Origin of the sequence: Nostoc sp. ChiQUE02 (assembly GCF_034531305.2) — a bacterium.
Lineage (GTDB): Bacteria > Cyanobacteriota > Cyanobacteriia > Cyanobacteriales > Nostocaceae > Nostoc.
In genome coordinates, this window is sequence record NZ_JAVRBN020000003.1 from 330,075 (window position 1) to 343,703 (window position 13,629).

The 13,629-nt window shown below is 42.0% G+C and carries 14 protein-coding genes and 1 pseudogene; 6 read left to right on the top strand and 9 right to left on the bottom strand.

The genetic code is table 11. From position 1 onward, the window contains the following. Positions 1–29: 29 nt before the first annotated feature. From RM347_RS05070 to RM347_RS05090, 5 genes are all read right to left on the bottom strand, one after another. Positions 30–224 carry a hypothetical protein gene (locus RM347_RS05070; protein WP_428850510.1) on the bottom strand — a complete coding sequence of 65 codons (195 nt, stop codon included), beginning with the start codon at positions 222–224 and terminating at the stop codon, positions 30–32. 131 nt (positions 225–355) lie between these two features. Beyond that, positions 356–1,069, bottom strand: coding sequence for a hypothetical protein (locus tag RM347_RS05075; protein WP_322721599.1), 714 nt, complete (start codon positions 1,067–1,069; stop codon positions 356–358). A 3-nt stretch (positions 1,070–1,072) separates the two neighbouring features. Continuing rightward, entirely contained in the window at positions 1,073–2,062 is a 990-nt protein-coding gene (locus RM347_RS05080) for an ImmA/IrrE family metallo-endopeptidase (protein ID WP_322721600.1), read from the bottom strand. Positions 2,063–2,497: 435 nt separating this feature from the next. Then, a complete protein-coding gene (locus RM347_RS05085; RefSeq protein WP_322721601.1) occupies positions 2,498–5,806 on the bottom strand; it encodes a type 2 lanthipeptide synthetase LanM family protein in 3,309 nt (1,102 codons plus the stop codon). Positions 5,807–6,147: 341 nt separating this feature from the next. Then, positions 6,148–6,438: a Nif11-like leader peptide family RiPP precursor gene (locus RM347_RS05090; protein WP_428850511.1), complete on the bottom strand. Its 291-nt coding sequence runs from the start codon at positions 6,436–6,438 to the stop codon at positions 6,148–6,150. Positions 6,439–6,644: 206 nt separating this feature from the next. On the opposite strand from RM347_RS05090, the gene RM347_RS05095 reads away from it, so the two are divergent. The 5 genes from RM347_RS05095 (at position 6,645) to RM347_RS05115 (ending at position 9,911) form a co-directional block, all read left to right on the top strand. Beyond that, a complete protein-coding gene (locus RM347_RS05095; RefSeq protein ID WP_428850512.1) occupies positions 6,645–6,818 on the top strand; it encodes an HAD hydrolase-like protein in 174 nt (57 codons plus the stop codon). Positions 6,819–6,829: 11 nt separating this feature from the next. Next, a complete protein-coding gene (locus tag RM347_RS05100) occupies positions 6,830–7,606 on the top strand; it encodes a sulfite exporter TauE/SafE family protein (RefSeq protein ID WP_322715869.1) in 777 nt (258 codons plus the stop codon). Between the two features lie 266 nt (positions 7,607–7,872). Continuing rightward, a complete protein-coding gene (gene hpxZ / locus RM347_RS05105) occupies positions 7,873–8,259 on the top strand; it encodes an oxalurate catabolism protein HpxZ (RefSeq protein WP_322715870.1) in 387 nt (128 codons plus the stop codon). Between the two features lie 403 nt (positions 8,260–8,662). Then, on the top strand, positions 8,663–9,226 hold the full coding sequence (locus tag RM347_RS05110; protein WP_322715871.1) for an NUDIX hydrolase: 564 nt from the start codon (positions 8,663–8,665) through the stop codon (positions 9,224–9,226). A 124-nt stretch (positions 9,227–9,350) separates the two neighbouring features. Then, positions 9,351–9,911: a GNAT family N-acetyltransferase gene (locus tag RM347_RS05115; RefSeq protein WP_322715872.1), complete on the top strand. Its 561-nt coding sequence runs from the start codon at positions 9,351–9,353 to the stop codon at positions 9,909–9,911. On the opposite strand, the gene hisC is transcribed toward RM347_RS05115, so the two are convergent. From hisC to RM347_RS05130, 3 genes are all read right to left on the bottom strand, one after another. After that, positions 9,901–11,004: a histidinol-phosphate transaminase gene (gene hisC, locus RM347_RS05120; RefSeq protein ID WP_322715873.1), complete on the bottom strand. Its 1,104-nt coding sequence runs from the start codon at positions 11,002–11,004 to the stop codon at positions 9,901–9,903. The two genes, RM347_RS05115 and hisC, sit on opposite strands and share 11 nt — an antisense overlap. Positions 11,005–11,171: 167 nt before the next feature. Continuing rightward, positions 11,172–11,396 (bottom strand): hypothetical protein, encoded by a 225-nt coding sequence (locus RM347_RS05125; protein WP_322715874.1) that lies wholly within the window; start codon positions 11,394–11,396, stop codon positions 11,172–11,174. 41 nt (positions 11,397–11,437) lie between these two features. Next, a complete protein-coding gene (locus RM347_RS05130) occupies positions 11,438–12,295 on the bottom strand; it encodes a sulfurtransferase (RefSeq protein WP_322715875.1) in 858 nt (285 codons plus the stop codon). Between the two features lie 400 nt (positions 12,296–12,695). On the opposite strand from RM347_RS05130, the gene RM347_RS05135 reads away from it, so the two are divergent. Further along, positions 12,696–13,376 carry a RibD family protein gene (locus tag RM347_RS05135; protein WP_322715876.1) on the top strand — a complete coding sequence of 227 codons (681 nt, stop codon included), beginning with the start codon at positions 12,696–12,698 and terminating at the stop codon, positions 13,374–13,376. Positions 13,377–13,470: 94 nt separating this feature from the next. Here the strand turns inward: RM347_RS05135 and RM347_RS05140 are convergent. Further along, a pseudogene (locus RM347_RS05140) lies at positions 13,471–13,629 on the bottom strand (photosystem II q(b) protein); the annotation flags it as partial.

Genomic DNA, 13,629 nt, shown 5'->3' on the forward strand with positions numbered 1-13,629 from the left:
TGCTGACAGCACCTAGAGCTTCAAGTTTTCTAGACTTCTAAGATTAAAGTGCGATCGGGGAGAACTAGGGGAGAAATAAAGGAAGCGATCGCCTTTGGTACTGGGCGATCGCGGTCGTTGTCTAAGCCATGACTGAAGATTAGCTGTATCTCTGACTGGGTGAGAACCTTAGCGCATCCGTGCCGATTGATTTTCATTCCTCGACTGTAGACCCTGTAATCCACAGCCTACAACGTTTTGACTATCTGGACAATCACAATATCAGCACTGGTATAAACGTCCGAAGTGTCGAATTAAAACAAAAAGTCCCTTTTACCTTTTAAAGCTCTTTAGGCATTTTGAGGGCAAAAGGAGGTTAATTACTAGAGTTAGGATAAGGATAAAGTAAGTTCCCTGTCTCTTGTCTTAATACTTTAATCTCTGTTTCTAACTCTTCTTTAACTACATTTTCTGATGCTTCGATACTATAACCGAATATCATTTTTATATTCTTATCACAATCTCGAACAGGGTAAATTTTAGGCTGTATTATATTAAAACCAAATTCTTCAATATACTTTAAAATCAACTGTTCTAAACACCATATTCTACCATCAAGGTTTTCGATAATATCAGTAAAACCAGCCTTTATTAAACCCCTTAAACAGCATTTATCTTGGGTTAATAAATAACTATCAGTATAACCCTTTTGATTAAGGTAGCAAATATGATTGATTAAAATTGCTTCTCCTATATCAATTTTATCTTTTTTATCTTTGCTTGTTTTGCTGTAATTTATCAATTTTAAATAAATATTTTTATCAATATCCAAATTTTGCTCTGAAATAGTTGCAAATTTTTCAGTAATTTCTAATGCTTTCTTAACATTATATTTAGTATAATTGTCATTTGCTTGATTCCCTCTATTACGTTTTATTTGCCTATCAAGAGCAAACTTATATTTAAAACTATCGAGTATTTGTATTTGAGTTGCATCAATATCAAATGTTGTCAGGGTTTCATCAAATAAGTCACAAGTAGCCAGTTTAAGAATAATATCATTATCTAAACAATAAAATGACCCTGACAAAGTTTAAACTCCTAAAACTTTCTCTAAATACTGATAGTTTTCATCATTAAAGTTGTCCCAGTCTAATCTATCAGCTAAATATTCATTAATAATCTGTTGAGCATCAACTGTAAAACCTATTTTCTCTAGAGCTTTCTGAGCCAAGCCCCAATTGCTGTTATGCCAAGCGTTATTGAGTACAATTGAATCAACTTCAACAGAAGGATTTTCTATAGCTTTATTCCTAGCGTGTTTTAGTAAATGACCGTTATTATGAAAGTGCTTATCTCCTAAACAGTTATCACAGTCACCTAATAGCAGCTGAGTCGCAAATTTATTTGCTTCGTTTTCTTCATTATCATTGCTATCAGATTCAATTTTTTCATCAATTAAAATACCTTCTTTTAAGTGCCCTAACGCTAAATGAGCTAATTCATGTGCCAAATCAAAAGCTAATCTGGCAGAATATTTATGTTTTGAAGTGAGAATAATTATAGGACGAGAAAATTGCCATTGAATTAATCCTGCAAACTTTTTAGTGTTTTCAGGAAAATGAGAAAAATAAGCAACGGCAATACCCTTACTCCAACAATACTCAAGTAAGGATATTAAATTAATTGTTGTATGATTTTTTAAAATCTCTGTTCTAATTTCATTAACATTGACAGGTAGAGGTTTAAAATTAACCTCTGTACCATACGCAATTAGGTCAACTACTCGACTGACTAAAGCCTGAGCAACATAAGGGTGATCCTTATTTTGGCTATTATGCTGCTTAAACTTGGTAGGGGGTGGAGAATTAAACTTAATTTCTTCTTCTGCTACTAACAAAGTTTTTAAGTCAAGGTTAAGGTTATCAGCAATATAACCAGCCCCTTCCAGCACACCGTATGATTTATTGTTGAGTTCATCATTCCACCAACTTGGTAAACCATTACTTCTTACATAATCTTGGTTTAAGCCTAGTTTGGAGAGTTTATCGTAGAGGGAAGACATAGTAAGCGTTTCTGTCATTGTCTTATCCTCCTTGTTGATGGTAAAAGTTAAAGCTTTATCCTGGTTTTAATCAATGATAGGGACTTCCCTTTATTATAAACGATTTTTCACCCTTCTTAACATAACTGTATCAAAATTCCGGCACTAAATAGGCAGCAAACAACCCTCTATTCACTATATGACCATCTAACCACTTCCCCAAAACTGCGATCACACCTCCCTACCAGTCTACCCCCCCCCGTTTCTGGAACCGAACCTCAAGAATTTCAGAATTCTCGCTGTTTGCCCCTAAAAAAGCGCGATCGCACCTCTGCTGACATACATACCCCCCCGTTTTTGTTTCGAGTCGTAGCCTTTATCACCAGCCAACACCTTGAGAGGGCTAGTTCTGACCCTATTAGTTTACGCTAATAGGGTGTGGTCAAAAGCGGTTTTTGGGTACTAACAACAAACTCAATCCCACAATAATATTGAAGGCAAGTTATTGTTAGCCAGACGCAGCAATTGATAACCAATTCCAGATATACCGGGTAAAAAGCCAGGATTAAATACAGAATTGGGTAAGTTGGGGAACAGTTGATAAGCTCCAGTTCGCTTGGCTCTAGCCACAACATTTGTTGCATTCTGGTGAGCGATTTGATGCCAATCAGGACGGGAACAGATTTTGGCACCGACTAACAGCACTTCCGCCCGACCGAAGTTGCCACAGCACAAGTGATCGATCGCTTGTAAGCCAAAATTCTGAGTAGTTTGGAGAGCAATTTCAATTTCTTGTTGAATTTCTGGCGTTTCCACGATTCTCAAACTGCCTAAGCGTCCCAAACCAATGCCGGCTGCACCATGACACCACTTATTTGAAAAGTCAGGTTGTCCTGGTTGTCCCATTCTGCGGAAGTCTGGCCAGTTGGCAGTGGACTGGCAAAAGACGCTACGCTCATACTCAATTCCTGCTAAACCTGCTTCTAAGTACTTGCCCTCCAAGGTGGCGGCATAAAGTCTTAGCAAGGCATAGGAGATGCCTGCGGCTCCATGAGAGAAACCAGTTAAGGGCTTGTCCCAAAAAGTATGCCAAGCTTTGGGCGCACCATTGTGGCTAATTTGATGGTTGACTAAATGTTGTCCACAGGCGATCGCTTTTTCTAAAATGGTTGCTTCTCCTGTGGCTTGATGCAAGGACAATAGCCCTAAAATTGCCCCAGCTGCTCCACTCATAATATCCAAGTGTTCATCGGCAGCAATTAGTTCTGGTGTCATCAAATTGGCTAATACTTGAGCGTCTGACAACAGCGTTGCATCATCAAGGAATTGACTAATTTTCACCAAGCTATAGATCATCGATCCTAAACCTGTTGCGCCCCCAACGCCCATGAAACGAGCCATGCGTTCCCAAGTTTCTGGATCAATGGTGTGGATTTGGCGGCGCAGAGATTGCACTGTTCTCAATGCTAGATCGCGATAACGGGAATCACTAGTTACTTGACTTAGTGCAGCTAAAAACAAAGCAACTCCAGAGCGTCCGTCAGAGAGACAATTATTCAATACTTGCAGTTGATATCGTTCGGCACGAGGTATAAAGTCTAAGCCAATCCAGTTAACGCTGCCATCAGGGTCAGAAATGGCTCTGGTTTCCAGTTGAGTAGCAATTTCCTTGGCTTCGGCAATCAATTGTTCTGAACTCAGCAACGGTAACGATTCGCCTTGCCATTGCCCACCTTGGGGACTGGAGGTAGTTGCGATCCTGGCATGGAAGGAGCCTTGAATAATTGCTACTTGTCGAGCTAGGTCGGTTTCATCTAGAGATTGTAACTGGTTGAGCAGGTCTTGGTAACTGGCTTGCTTGAAGTAGTTTGGAATGGAAGAAGAACCGTTTAAACTCAGTTCATCAACCACAGCGCTAGCCGTGAAGAAGGGAATATCCAATTGTTCCATCGCTCGGAGTTCCGCGCTCAAAACAGGAAAGGCGTTTGGTTTTTCCTGAGCAACTAGAAAAGCACGACTGAGAACATCGAGTTGAATGCTGTAATCTACCCCGTGTTTGAGGTGATCGGGTGCCAAAGCTTTTTGGAGGATGATGCCATAGATACGGGTGTTGCGGAAGATAAAGCGCACCTGCTGATTTTGCATAGCAGATAACAAACTTTGGCGTGAAATTAAGAAATCTTTGTGCGCCATCAGAAAGCGATACATCTGCTCAAATCCAGTGTTGATTTGTAGTTGATAATCGTTTGGAGAGAGAGCAACTTCACCCAATAACGGCACATTTTTCGCAATCGGCAAGGTTACAGACTCAGACAACAGATGCATATTATCTGTATTAATGTTCTGCCAACGCGGCACTTTACGGGGAGATAGTCGGGGATCTGTGCTGCCTAGCCCGCTAATATCATAAGCGACACTGCGATCGCCACTAAAGTCCCAACGCGGTAAAAGCCCGGTGCGGAGTACGGAATCCCAAAATTGTCGTGTGGCGGTTGTTTCCAAATCTTGGGTAAGCGGTGAGTCTTCAATAAGATTCGGTTCATGGTGCAGCAGTGTTTCCATGTCAATCAGCACCAGATGTTCGCCATTGGCAATTAAGTTGTCGTAATGGCAATCTGTGGCTCTGAGGGCATAAAGCACACACAACAACATCCCAGAACGCTGATAAAATCGTTTTGCAGCTGCTTCATCCACACAAGGTAAATGTTCAACATGTTCCACCCAACCATAACCGTTGCGCTCCAGCACCTGAATGACTTTAAAATCTAAGAGATCGCTGTGTTGATTGCACCAATCCAAAAATTGATTAAAGACAACTTCTAGTCCTAAGTCTTTGGGTTTATAAACAAGTTTAAGTCCAGACTCAAAGGTAAGCAAAATCACCGTTCGTCCGCGTTTATGCGAATCGGAAATAGAGGCTTGAATTTCGGCAACTTTGTTTTGAGAAAATGGGGCGATCGCTTCATTAAAAGTTCGTTGAATATCTGTCCTATCTGCAACTAAACGTTGGAGAAATTCAGCAGTGAACTCAACCCAAAAATTGACCGCTGTTGCCACTAACCGACCGAGAACTGGATACTTTTGAAAGAACGTCAGCATTCCATCTTCCAGGAGTTGATTGACGAACTTGATGTAGTGAGTGTTATTGTTTTGTGTCTCCAGTCCTAGTAAGCCGAGCAAGCTTTGGCCAAAGGGACGCACCTGAGAAAATTCAAAATCTAATGTCTTAGTGCAAAGTCCTGCTAATCGTTGCAGTAGACCACGTTCTAGAGAACTGTAAGCAGCTTGGGAAAGAATCGATAAGGGAAGACACGCTTGGGTGAATTGACTGCCGCAGCGAGTCAGTAATTGCTGTCTGGCTACCAAAATAGCAGGCAAAAGGATATCTTCAAAGGTAATCGGATTTTGTGAATCGATTGGTAAAAATACTTCGGTTGCAGAATTGAATCCTGTAGCGGTTTGGATGATTTGCTGCAAGGTTTCTGCCCACTCAGGCAAAGGTTGATCGGCAAGCAACTCAATGGTTCCCAATCTGGAATTAACGGTATCGAGGTCTAGCCCTTCCCACTGTAAGCGTTTGTGCAACGTATCCAATTTACCTTCTGCTGCAACTTGGCACCAGCGATAGCGCCGACGGTTAATTTCTTGTTCATCAACTCGATCGCCATTAATTGCAAATCTGCTTTCATCAAGGCGTTCCCAAATAAAGCTAGCATTGGCTGCGATCGCTCTTAAATCGTCTGATGTTTTCTGTTGGGATAAGCGAACAACTTGTTGAACCATACCTGGATTTCTCATGGTGGGAAGTTAAAAGGGAAGTATTAATTGTTAAAAAGACAAAAAATTAGTTTCAAATTTATTGATTAGAAATATGAAAACAATGAAATTCCCTCTTTCCCTTGATTAAAAGAACAAAGAGGGAATCTGCTATGCAGCATCTCTTTCTGCGTTAAGCCTCAGTACCAAGTATGGAAGTTATCCAAATTAAAATATTGGAAGAGTTGGATCTAAAAAGCTATTTTAGAAAAACAACCTGACCTTGGAAGCTACAATGCTAAAGAGAAAGAGAAGCTACATACCTTTTTTAGCAGTCCACAGCCTTCTGTGTGACATAGCTTAGGCCATCATTGCACTGGGCAGTGTCCGCCACCACAGCCCGCTGTATGACATAGCTTAGGCGCACTATCAGACATCATTCCACCACTAACACTAAGTAATTCCTCTTCACTCAGTTCGTTGGAGTCCACAAAGGTCAGTTCTGCCAGCATTTGAGAGATGGCTTCGACTGTGAAGTTATAACCTTTCTCTGCACTAGCGATCGCTAGTACTTTGATGGCTTCTGCTTGGTTAGCTGCTGCTTTTACTTGCTGTTGTAGTTGTGCGTTTTGAAGTAATTCTTTGATTTGGTGTAGCATGTCGGTATCCTCCGTTTTTGTTGACTCATTAAACCGCAGAGATTGTGCGCTTGTTTTGAGCGGTGTTCTCTGCCCTTGTGATTTGAATTTAGAGAGAAATAAGGGAGAACTAGGGGAGATAGTTGCAATTGCAGAAAAATTTTTCCGCACCGATTATTTGGAGGATTGGGTACGGGGTATTCGTTATTTCTTTCCTCTACCTCTCTATGATGCTGAGTGTGGTGATGGTAGGCGATCGCTCACACGACATCACGATCGGAGCTAAAGACCATCACATTACTTCCATTGGCGTGACCTATGGCTATGGAACTGAGGAGGAATTGAAAGCTCGTGGTGCTGACTTGATTACCTATTCTCCAAGTGATATTCTGAGACTTTGAATTTGTAATTAATGCCGCCATCTTTAACACTTTTCCATAGTTTGCTTCTTTTTAGTACCACTTTCCTTGCAGGCGGGCTAAATGCTGTAGCGGGTGGTGGAAGCTTTATCACATTTCCAACTCTCATCTTTATGGGTGTACCCCCGATCGCAGCTAACGCCACAAATAATACAGCTATATGGGTGGCTTCCCTAGCCAGTGCTGGAGCATATCGTCAAGATTTAGGTATCGAGCGGCGAGATTTTTCACTTCTATGTGGTGTCAGTTTAGTTGGTGGCATGATTGGCTCGGTAGCTTTGTTATATACATCACCAGATGTGTTTAAAAAGCTGATTCCCTATCTATTGCTACTGGCAACCCTGGTATTTACCTTTGGCGAACCGTTCAAAAAGTGGTTGCAGCGTCAAAACCAGAATACATCACCTGAATCTGTACCCTTGTTTAATTTGGTACTGGCTCAACTAGCGATCGCCATCTATGGCGGTTTCTTCGGCGCAGGTTTAGGGATTTTAATGCTGGCAACTCTGACATTTTTAGGTATCAAAAGTATTCACAAAATGAATGCTTTTAAGACATTTTTAGGGAGTTGTATTAATGGCATTGCGATTATTCCATTTATTTTTGCAGGTGTGATTGCTTGGCATCAAGCTATTTTGATGGCAGTAGGTGGCTCTCTTGGCGGTTATTTAAGTGCACATTATGCTCGTCAACTTGAACCGCACTTAATTCGGAAATTTGTCATGATTGTTGCTTTCAGTATGACTGCCTACTTTTTTATTCATGGCTAGAGAATAGGGACTAGGGACTAGGGACTAGGGACTGGGGCAATCCGCAGTACCGAATACGCACTAGCAAGTAAAATTGGTAGTAGCAATACTTTCATCCTTGGTGCAAGTATTTGTATTGTAGGCTCAATTTTCTTTATGCAGCAAATCTCCACCTTCCGCGATCTGGTTCGTCTGAATCTACATACTGAAGGAGCTTAAAAGAAAAATAGCTCTGACTATTTGAAAGAGTGCATAATCAGGCATAACACCAAAAATTGGTAACAACAATGACTACCATAAATGACCCTACTGTTGTAACTGAAGTAACTGATTTGTACCTCAAGTACGAAGAAGCCCTTTGTAATAACAATTTGGAGGTGATGGATAGCTTGTTTTGGGATGCGCCCGAAGTAGTGCGGTTCGGCATCACAGAAAACCTATATGGCGGCGAGGAGATTCGTAATTTTCGTCAGAATCGACCAAACCCAAAAATAGAGCGAGAAATCTCGAATCTCAAGGTTGTAACCTTTGGGAAAGATGCAGCAACCGTGACTTTAGAATTTCGCCGCAATATTAATGGTGTAGAGCGTTTCGGGCGACAAAGCCAGATTTGGTACAGGTTTACCGAAGGATGGAAAGTGGTTTCAGCGCATGTTTCACTATTGCCATTGTGAGTTTCAAAACTATGACTAACATTACCGAAATTGCCCCAGATATCTATCGCATCTCAACCTATGAGCCAAAAATAGAGACTAATTCTAGTTAGACATTCGCTCCCAGAAAAAATAGTGGGTGTACCTGCTAGACAGTGGCATTTGTTAGCAGAAGGGCGACATCGCTCTTACTTGTTAGCGCAGAAATTAGCAAATTACTAACCGACAATCATTGCTAGTATTACTGAAAGCTATAAAAACTGTCCAAATTATTGCCCAGCAATTTGATAAATCAGTTGAAGTTGTGGGAGGATTACATGAGTGGAATCACAGCAATATTAAATATTTAGATAAAAAGAGTTCGTTGAAAGTCTAGTTTCCTTAAAAATAATTACTATAACAAACAATAAATATAAGTTTAAATATGGTAAATTCATTTGATTGGATTGTCTTAAAATCTAGATATATAGTAAAAGATAGATGGATTTCAGTCAGGTCTGATACTTGCCAAATGCCTAATGGAACAATAGTTGACCCCTATTATGTTCTTGAATATCCAACATGGATCAATGTTGTAGCTTTAACTAAAAATCAGGAAGTTATTTTAGTAAAGCAATATCGCCACGGTCTGAAAAAAACCATTCTAGAATTACCCAGCGGTGCTGTAGAGGCTGAAGATTTTTTACCAGTGGCAGCTGCAAAACGCGAATTATTGGAAGAGACTGGTTACACTAGCAATAATTTTATTGAAACTGGTATCTTATCACCAAACCCAGCTAATCATAGCAATTTAACCCATTGTTTTTTAGCAATAGATGTGGAACGTATAGCTGATTTAAAGTTAGACGTTACCGAACAAATCGATGTAGTTTTGTTGCCTCTGGAAAAGCTAATTGCAAATATTGATAATGGGATATTGCTGCAAACATTACATATAAGTTCATTATTTTTTGCTCTAAAAAAACTTGATAAAGTGCAATTTTCTTAGTCAATGCAATTCAAGATTTGCGAGACTGGGCTTTGCAACACTACGGCTAGACTACGATTTGTCTGGTGAAAGCAGGTTCAAGATTGTTGTAGTAAGTAACTGGGTTTAGTTGGGTTGAACTTTAATGATATTGGAAACCGATCGCTTATTACTCCGGGAAATGCAGATTTCTGACCTCGACGCCCTACTGGTCGTCCTCGGCGATCCAGAGTCGATGCGTTACTACCCAAAACCATTTGACCGCGAGATGGTACAAAAGTGGATTGATCGGCATCGCAGCAACTACGCACAGCACGGCGTTGGTTTTTGGGCAATGGTTCTCAAGGCAACGGGTGAGATAATCGGCGACTGCGGACTGCTTTGGCAAGAGGTCGAGGGACGCCAAGAACTTGAAATTGGTTACCATGTCCGCCGTGACCAACAAATGCAGGGTTACGCAACTGAAGCCGCATACGCGTGCCAGGACTATGCCTTTAACGTCCTGGATTGCGATCGCGTCATCTCACTGATTCGCCCAGAAAACATCCCCTCTCGCCGTGTAGCTGAAAAGAACGGTCTCAAGGTAGTTCAGGAGACCCTCTGGCGCGACATACCGCACTATATATATGCTGTGCAGCGCTCAGAAAGTAAAGTTTTTACAACAAACAATTTCTCTGAAGCAGAGAAGCCAAAATTCAAGGCGTAGCGGAGGTTTTAAACCTTTCCTCCCCATCTCTCTTGTCTCTAGTGTCTAACAAATAAATTAGTGCCTCAACTAAAGCCTGATTTTGTTCATCAGTCCCAACAGTGATGCGTAATTTATCTTCTAGTCCTGGCTGCTTGAAGTAGCGGATTAAAATTCCCCGTTCCTTGAGTTTTTGATAGAGATATTCGGCGTTTCCTTCTTTTGGCTGTGCCAGCAAAAAGTTAGTTTGGGAATCCCAAATATGAAAACCTAATTGTTTCAAGTCTGTTGCTAGCTGATTTCGCGATGCTTTAATTTTTGCCACACAAGCATTTTTATAAGCTTGGTCGGTAATTGCAGCCGTCCCAATTGCACAGGCGATCGCATCAATGTTATAGCTATCTTTGACTTTAAACAATCCATGCAATAGCTTGGGATTCGCCACCCCAAATCCCAGTCGCAATCCTGCCAACGAGTATCCCTTAGAAAGTGTGCGAATCACGATGACGTTTTCATATTCCTTTACCAAAGCCAATGCATTTTCTTCAGTAAAATCTACATACGCTTCGTCAATCACTAAAACTCCAGATAACTGGCTGGCTAATTTTCGCAGGTCATCTGTTGCTACCACATGCCCCGATGGACTATTGGGTGACGCAATAAATGTCACAGAGCCATTGGCAGCAACTAATTCTTCCAAAGGTAAGCTGTAGTCCTCGCTGTAGGAAATCTCAGTAATTTCCGCAGATTGCATTTCTGTTAATGTGCGATATAGCACGTAAGTTGGCATCGGGTAAACTACCTTCTTCCCAGGTTCTACACAGGCTCGAACGATCACACTCAACAATTCGTCACTACCATTTCCCACAATGATCGAATCACTAGGAACTCCTAAAACTTTACTTGCAGCTTGCCGGAATTCCCCTCCAAAAGGTTCTGGATACCGCCGCAACCACTCACCATCGATATTTCGCAGCACAGCTAATGCCGCAGGGGAAGGAGGATAGGGGTTCTCGTTGCTGTTGAGTTTGATGATTTTTGTACCGTGTCTGGGCTGTTCACCGGGAATATAGCTAGCCATTGCATCAACATTGGAGCGAAAGTATTTGTTCATAGGGCACTTGTACTGAGCGAACGCGAGTGCGTCTCTACGAGAAGCCGTAAAGCCTGCGGCATAGCTACGCTTAGGGCGCAGCCTCTCGTAGAGAAGTATTGGGTGCGATGTCTAGCTTGAAAATAGGACATTAATGATTGTACGCAAACTCCGATTACCTTTACGAGTTAAAGAGGATAATCCTTTACGGTTAATTCAATATTCAAAATACCTATCAGACTAGTTAAAGCATTTAACAAGAAGAAACCGAGTCCGCGATCGCGCAGGGCAAATACACCTAAAATCGGTTTGCTAACAAGCAAGCACATGAAAAGGATGTGCGTAAGCGTAGCCCGCACTTCTCTACGAGACACTGCGCGGGCATGGTTCGACTCCGCTAACCAGCCGCTCACTGACCACTGTAGGCATCGCTAACTATCTGAAACTTACACGCTCATTGCATGACTCTGCTATCAATTGGTAGTGAGAAGTCACGAGACCATTCATTCCAAGAGCCAAAATAATTTCTGGCAGAAATTCCTGCCTCTTCTAGGGCTATCAATGTATTAGCAGCCCTTGAACCCTTAAAGCAGTAAATGTACACAATAGACTCTGAAGTAATACCTACTGACTGACAAATTTCTCGGATTTCATCTGGCGATCGGAACGTGGCGATTTCCGATTCAGAATTCATCAGATGATGCCATTCTAACCATACAGCGTTAGGAATTCTACCTTTACGAGGACAAAAGTCAGAAGTGTAGGGAGAAGAACTCAGCCCAAGCCATTCGTTGCGATCGCGCACATCTAATTTAATAATTGCTGGATTGTCAATTGCTTGTAACATCTCGACAGTAGTAACAATCATGTCAGCGTTGGGATGCAATCTAAATATGCTGCTTTCACGTAATGGTACTTCATTGGTAGTAGGTAATCCCGCCCTGAGCCATGCTCTATATCCTCCATGTAAGATAGATACCTGAGCACAACCCAAATACTTCAGTAAGAAAGCTGCTCGACAAGATTGGCCATAACCTTTATTTAAAGCATCTTCATACACAATTAACCGTTCCGCCCCTGATATTCCTAGCTTGCTCATAATTTCTGCAAAATACTCTTGCAATTCCTTTAATCCTGCTGGGTAGGAATTCTCTAAAAGATAGGTGAAAAAATCTCTAATATTTATCGATTGAGGAATATGAGAAATAGCATAATCTTCTTGACTTCGCGTATCGATAATGACAGCCTGTAATGACTTTTCTGCTAACAGGGACGTGAGTTCTGGAGGAGAAATGAGGAGTTTTGTCTTCACGCTTTCATGCTTCTGTTATCGTACCATTAGGCATTATCGCGCTCGGTAGATTTGCGTTTTGAAATGCAAATAACAAAAGAATGAATATTGAATGTTACAAGAGAACTTTTACTTTTGTGGCTTTTGATTCCACTCCCCCCTTTCTAAGAGCAGTTAGGGAGGATAAATAAGTGCCTAAAATCACAGCCAATAAATTTTCAAACAACCTCTAAAATTCCAGATGTGTTCTAGCATCGGAGTCTCGCGCCGTACGTACTCGTTGGTCGGGGAGAAAGGCCACTCTGGGATTGGGTATTGAGTACTAAATATTGAATACTGGTAAGAACAATTTGGTCCCCAGTCCCCAATCTCCAGTCCCCTTTACAAAGGTAAAATTATAAAGAACCGTCAGAACGTAATCATGTCAGCTATCCAAACAACTGTGGTTCTTGCCATGACGGCCGATGGAAAGATTAGCGCCGTAGATCCTAAAGCACCCCGTGATTCCGATGCAGCCGATCAAGCACACGTGGAGTATCAAGTTTCCCTTGCTGATCTAGTCCTGGTAGGAGCAGGGACGATTCGGGCTGAGGGGGTAACTTTTACAATTCGCAATCCCGAACTGTTGGCAGCACGTGAGGTTCGGGGTCAGCCTCCCCAGCCTATTACCTGCGTTGTCTCAGGTTCCCTTGACCTATCGCTGGACTTGCCTTTTTTAAGCCAGGACATTGAGCGATGGATATTTACGACACGGACTGGTTTGGAGCGCAGTTCTGATGCAACAACCTTGCAAAAACTGGCTGAATTAATTGATTTGGGAGATAAAAACCTGGACTGGGATCGAGCCTACACCTTGATGGCAAAGCGGGGTATTCACAAGATCGTTGTTTTGGGAGGCGGCTCTTTAACAGCTGCTCTAGCGCAAGCAGGGCGAATTGACGATTGGTGGTTGACCATTTGGCCGGTCATTTATGGAGGAAAACATGCCCCTAGTCCAGTAGAGGGAGAGGGTTTTGTTACTAGTGCTGCTCCTCATCTCCAACTTGTAGAAACTCGTCAGGTTGGAAGTGAGTTGTTTTTACACTACCGCACACTCAAGTGAGAATGCGCTGCCAGAATTAAGCGCTATGATCGTTGACACTAAAAAGCGCCCTCCCTTTTGGGAGAGCGCTTTTCGATTTAGCTAAACTTTAGAATTAACCGTTGATAGCAGGAGCAGTTAGAGCAACAGGAGCAAGATCGCCAGCAGCCAAATCTAGAGGGAAGTTGTGAGCATTGCGCTCGTGCATTACTTCCATACCCAGGTTAGCCCGGTTGATTACATCTGCCCAAGTCGCAATCACACGACCTTCAGA

Bases quoted from the DNA above. Each gene is read 5' to 3' on its own strand.
- RM347_RS05080 (WP_322721600.1), bottom strand. From the start codon at position 2,062: ATGACAGAAACGCTTACTATGTCTTCCCTCTACGATAAACTCTCCAAA.
- RM347_RS05085 (WP_322721601.1), bottom strand. From the start codon at position 5,806: ATGGTTCAACAAGTTGTTCGCTTATCCCAACAGAAAACATCAGACGAT.
- RM347_RS05090 (WP_428850511.1), bottom strand. From the start codon at position 6,438: ATGCTACACCAAATCAAAGAATTACTTCAAAACGCACAACTACAACAG.
- RM347_RS05095 (WP_428850512.1), top strand. From the start codon at position 6,645: ATGATGCTGAGTGTGGTGATGGTAGGCGATCGCTCACACGACATCACG.
- RM347_RS05100 (WP_322715869.1), top strand. From the start codon at position 6,830: ATGCCGCCATCTTTAACACTTTTCCATAGTTTGCTTCTTTTTAGTACC.
- hpxZ (WP_322715870.1), top strand. From the start codon at position 7,873: ATGACTACCATAAATGACCCTACTGTTGTAACTGAAGTAACTGATTTG.
- RM347_RS05110 (WP_322715871.1), top strand. From the start codon at position 8,663: ATGGTAAATTCATTTGATTGGATTGTCTTAAAATCTAGATATATAGTA.
- RM347_RS05115 (WP_322715872.1), top strand. From the start codon at position 9,351: ATGATATTGGAAACCGATCGCTTATTACTCCGGGAAATGCAGATTTCT.
- hisC (WP_322715873.1), bottom strand. From the start codon at position 11,004: ATGAACAAATACTTTCGCTCCAATGTTGATGCAATGGCTAGCTATATT.
- RM347_RS05135 (WP_322715876.1), top strand. From the start codon at position 12,696: ATGTCAGCTATCCAAACAACTGTGGTTCTTGCCATGACGGCCGATGGA.